The 4399-nt window shown below is 31.6% G+C and carries 6 protein-coding genes; 5 read left to right on the forward strand and 1 reads right to left on the reverse strand.

From position 1 onward, the window contains the following. The first annotated feature begins 131 nt into the window (after positions 1–131). From RR554_RS10755 to RR554_RS10765, 3 genes are all read left to right on the forward strand, one after another. Positions 132–713 carry a hypothetical protein gene (locus RR554_RS10755; protein ID WP_332468003.1) on the forward strand — a complete coding sequence of 194 codons (582 nt, stop codon included), beginning with the start codon at positions 132–134 and terminating at the stop codon, positions 711–713. Between the two features lie 206 nt (positions 714–919). Beyond that, complete coding sequence (locus RR554_RS10760; RefSeq protein WP_332468004.1) at positions 920–1291, forward strand: YbaN family protein; 372 nt, start codon at positions 920–922, stop codon at positions 1289–1291. Between the two features lie 69 nt (positions 1292–1360). After that, on the forward strand, positions 1361–2671 hold the full coding sequence (locus RR554_RS10765) for a TPM domain-containing protein (protein WP_332464259.1): 1311 nt from the start codon (positions 1361–1363) through the stop codon (positions 2669–2671). Between the two features lie 44 nt (positions 2672–2715). On the opposite strand, the gene RR554_RS10770 is transcribed toward RR554_RS10765, so the two are convergent. Beyond that, positions 2716–3600, reverse strand: a complete 885-nt coding sequence (locus RR554_RS10770) for a LysR family transcriptional regulator (RefSeq protein WP_332468006.1) — start codon at positions 3598–3600, stop codon at positions 2716–2718. Positions 3601–3690: 90 nt separating this feature from the next. Between RR554_RS10770 and RR554_RS10775 the strand changes: the two genes are divergently transcribed. Both RR554_RS10775 and RR554_RS12155 read left to right on the forward strand, forming a co-directional pair. Further along, complete coding sequence (locus RR554_RS10775; protein WP_332464261.1) at positions 3691–4239, forward strand: chromate transporter; 549 nt, start codon at positions 3691–3693, stop codon at positions 4237–4239. Beyond that, a partial coding sequence (locus RR554_RS12155; protein ID WP_443081339.1) for a chromate transporter occupies positions 4233–4399 on the forward strand: 167 nt, incomplete at its 3' end. The genes RR554_RS10775 and RR554_RS12155, both read left to right, overlap by 7 nt.

Raw genomic sequence — 4399 nt, forward strand, 5'->3', positions numbered from 1 at the left:
ATGTTTCTTTTTGTTTCTAGCTAGTTGAGGTACAATTAACTTATTATTATCTCAAGGTTACTTATGTTAACTTTAGTATTTTTCTGATAAAAATATAGATAAACGATTTTATTAAAAAGAGAGGATTTAAGATGAAACTAACTAAAATTGTGTGTGAAAATTGTGGAGGCAACCTGAATATTAAAGTATTATCTCATATTAATGATCAAGAAGTTACCTGTTCATATTGTGGTGCTACCTTCATTGCTAATGCAAAACATTCTATAATTGGGGCACAACGAGAAGTAGAATTAGAACGTGTAAAAGAATTGCAAAAAAAAGAAGCTTCTAAAGCTGAATGGGAATTTAGAGCTAAACAAGAAGAAAGAAAACTTAATACTAAAATTATTTTGGGTCTTACCATTTTCATAGTTGTTGGAATACTAATACTAAGTATCGGAGCATATTTTGAGTCCCATCCTAGTGGAGTTAAAATTACCGCAAATCAAAGTGATTTTAAAGGTGAACAATATCAACTCGTAAAAGATAAATTAACAGATATGGGATTTGAAAATGTAGAAACTGAAAAAGTAGCAGATTTAACATTAGGTATATTATCAAGTGAAGGTGATACAAAAGAAGTAACTATTAATGGAGATAATGACTTTAAAAAAGATGATTACTTTGATGAAAAATCAATTGTAAAAATATATTTTCATGTTTTTAAAGATTAGTTTTGACTTTGAATAAAGTGATTTAAGCTAAATCTGTCGTTATTAATAAATAGATAAAGTGACGAAAAAATTTTATTTAATAATTAATGCAGAATGATTATTCACATAATTGACGTAGATGGTTTATCCTTAAGTAAGGTTTAACTTTACTCTTCAAATCACCTATAGTAAAGTTAAGGAAAATGTTTATCAAGTTGGAGGGACAAATGAAACGAATATTATTTTTTATCTTAGGTATGATAACTTTTGTTTTAGGAACAATTGGCTTATTTTTACCCATTCTACCAACAGTACCGTTTTATCTAGCGACTTCGTTTCTCTGGATTAATAGTTCTAAGAAATGGCATGATTATTTTATCCAAACTAAATGGTATAAAGCTCATATGGAAGGAATTATTGAAAGAAAAGAAATGACGAGAAGTCAGTTGAGTAAGATTTTAGGTATTGTTTTTGTTACTCTTGCGATTCCTTTTTTCATTGTTCCAAGCTCATTGGTTCGAGTGATTTTAGTATTAGTGTTTGTGGCTCATTGTGTCTTTTTACCTATGTATTTTAGAAGAAAAGAAGAAGTATATTAAAAACTGTGTTAGGAAGTTGTTTTCCTAGTACAGTTTTTTTGTTATCTTTAATATAGAGGTGAGTTGATCATGAAAAAGAATAATAAGCATCTCAGAGTAGATGAGAAAGTGTTTAAGGAAGTTTGTTCATATGGTAGGAAAAAGTATGTTAGTGCGTGTATTACGAATACCATAGCAATTATTATATTTATTATTGGTTTGTTTTTTTGTTATGTTATGGCAGCAGTCAGCTTCGACACTTTTACTGAACAACGAGTGCTCAAAAAGGAAATATCAGAGTTAACAAAGAGGAAAGAAGTTGAGGAGAAAGTACTTACCAATAGAGACTCAAAAAATATAGATTTTGAAGAGCTTGAAAAAAATATAAGTTATCAGTGGGATATTACAGAAAAAAATAAGTCTATTTATGTTGATAATACAGAGCTAGAGATAAATAAAAATAATGTATTTGTCTCTGATAACGCAGATATTTTATCTAGAAAAGTTCGAAAAAAAATATACAATTTAAATAAAAAAATGGCAGAAGAGCAAGACGGTGAGCAGCTCATGATTATCACTGTTGATGAATTACCTTACGGTGTATCCATTAGGGACTTTTCTCAAGATGTGTTCCAAAAATTAGGCATTGGTCAAAAGGAAAAGAATAATGGCGTTCTCTTTTTGATGGCTGTTAATGACCGAAAAACGAGAATTCATACAGGTTCAGGCATGTCAGAAAAAATAAGTGATACGGTTGCTAGTGAGATTTTAGAAAATGATGCGGCGGTAGAGAGTTTTCGTTCAAAGGATTATTCTGATGGTGTGTCTTGGATTGTTGATAGGTTAGGGAGTGCCATGGTATCTAAAACACCAGAAATCGACCGGATAATTAGGCAAAAGCAAGAATTGAAGAGTGACAATAAATTTACCGTAATAGTAGGTATAGCGTTTACTATTATTATCTTTCTCATAATCTTTAATATGTTGAAAAAATCAATGAAATTAAAAAAAGCTCTTAAAAAACTAGTGAAAAACAAAAATTTAGAAGTAGATGGACAATTATGTATTAGTAAACAAAGCGAAGAGGCAGTAGGGATCGAATTGTATTACTTATACGTTTTTAAACCTCGCTTGATGCTTTCTTATAGCTATTATGAAAAAATAATGGCGTTTGCTCCAGCTTATTCAGTTATTCCAATTAGTGCAAAGGTTAGTTTTATGGGAGCATACTTGTTAGCTGGCAATAAACTTTATAATGAAAAGGGTAAGATGGTAACGGGGAATTACACAGCGTCATCCTATTACCGAGATAACAACAGTAGTAGTGGTGGTGGCGGATATGATGGCGGTTCATTTGGCGGCGGCTCCTCAAGTGGTGGTGGTGCTTCTGGCGGTTGGTAAATTTATCGCTCAAAATTATGTGATGTAATTTTGAGCGATTTTTATTATTCGAATTCTTTAAAACACGAGATTAAATTTTTTAGTTTGGTGCTTTTCTTCTTGCCGTGAAGGGTAACAATATAGTTAGTTGAATAAGCATTAAAATCTTCAATGGTTATTTCAATTAGCTCATGGTTAGCTAAATCTTCTTGAGCAAGAGGGGCAGGCAGAATGGTTAGACCTAAATTATGCTTGGTTGCGTTAATCAAAATTTCAGTATTAACACTTTCTAGAAGTGGTTGAATAGTTAATTTTTCTTTATTTACAAATGCATCAAACGTATCTCTTAGTGTACTTCCTCTTTCTCTTAATAAAAAAGATTGATTGACTAATTCACCTTTTTTTAAATAAGATTTCTGCTGCCATTGACTATTTGCGCTACCTACACAGATCATTTTATAAGTGGATAATGCCTCTAAATAAAATAACTGATTTTGTTCAAAATCCTCTGTGAAAGCAATGTCAATATCACCATTTAAAAGTCGTTTTTGAATTTGCTCCACATTTTCAGCATAAAGTTGAATGGGAGTCTCTGGGTATTTCTTTTTGAAAGATTTAATAGCTAAGGGGAGTGTTTTTAAAGCGATTGTTAAACTCACACCAACTCGAATAGGTGTAGAATCTTCGTAAGTGCATTTAAAATTTTTCAGTTCCTCAAAATCTTTTAAAAGTTCTTTTGCTTTGAGACGAAATAATTTACCTTCTTCATTTAAATAAATTTTCCCGTTAATTCGGTCAAAAAGAGGAGTATCAATCTCTGTTTCTAATTCTTTAATAGCTTTTGAAATGGCGGGCTGAGAGAGATAAAGACTACGAGCTGTTTTGGTTATGGACATGTGATGACATACCTCAAGAAATATAGTTAATTGCCTCATGTTCATTAGAATCATCCTTATTACTTTTTAGTTATCTCTATATTATCATATATGTATTTTTGTGTATGTGTTTAAGGTGATAAGCTAAGAACTAGGAGGAATGAAATGAAGAAAAATTTAGTATTACTCAAAGTCTACTTAATGGCAGGAGCATTTACATTTTCAGGTGGTATGGCAATGCTTCCTTTAGTTGAAAGAGAGTTGTGTGACAAAAGAGAGTGGATAGAAAGAAAAGAGTTACATGAATACACCACCTTATCTCAAGTTTTTCCTGGTGTGATTGCTTTAACGAACGCTTGCTTTATTGGAAGAAAAGTAAATGGCAAAATGGGCATGTTTTTTGCAGGTGTTGGAGCTGTTTTACCGGCTTTTATTTTAATGTCTCTTGCTACATATTTTTATGATTTGGTTCCTAAAGAAGGTGCAGTGTTGAGTGCTTTAACAGGTATTAGAGCCACGTCAGCGGCGTTTCTTTTTTTAGCTGCCTACACATTAGCGAAGTTTAATTTAAAAGATAAACTAACGATTTGCTTATCTTTATTGGCATTTTTTTTGACTATTTTTAATTTACTAAGTGCCCCTCGTTTAATATTGGTTGCTGTAGTTATAGGAGCTGTTTCTGCCATTTTTAAAAAAGGGGATAAACTATGTTGATTAAATTATTTATCACCTTTTTAAAGATTGGCTTTTTGGGATTTGGTGGCGGTTATGCCATGTTATCTCTTATTTTTGAAGAGATGCTATCCTTTGGTATGACGATTGAGCAATATGCGGATTTAAATGCGTTAGATGTTCTTATACCAGGACCAATTGC

The sequence above is a fragment of the Vagococcus sp. genome (genome assembly GCF_036639995.1).
GTDB lineage: Bacteria > Bacillota > Bacilli > Lactobacillales > Vagococcaceae > Vagococcus.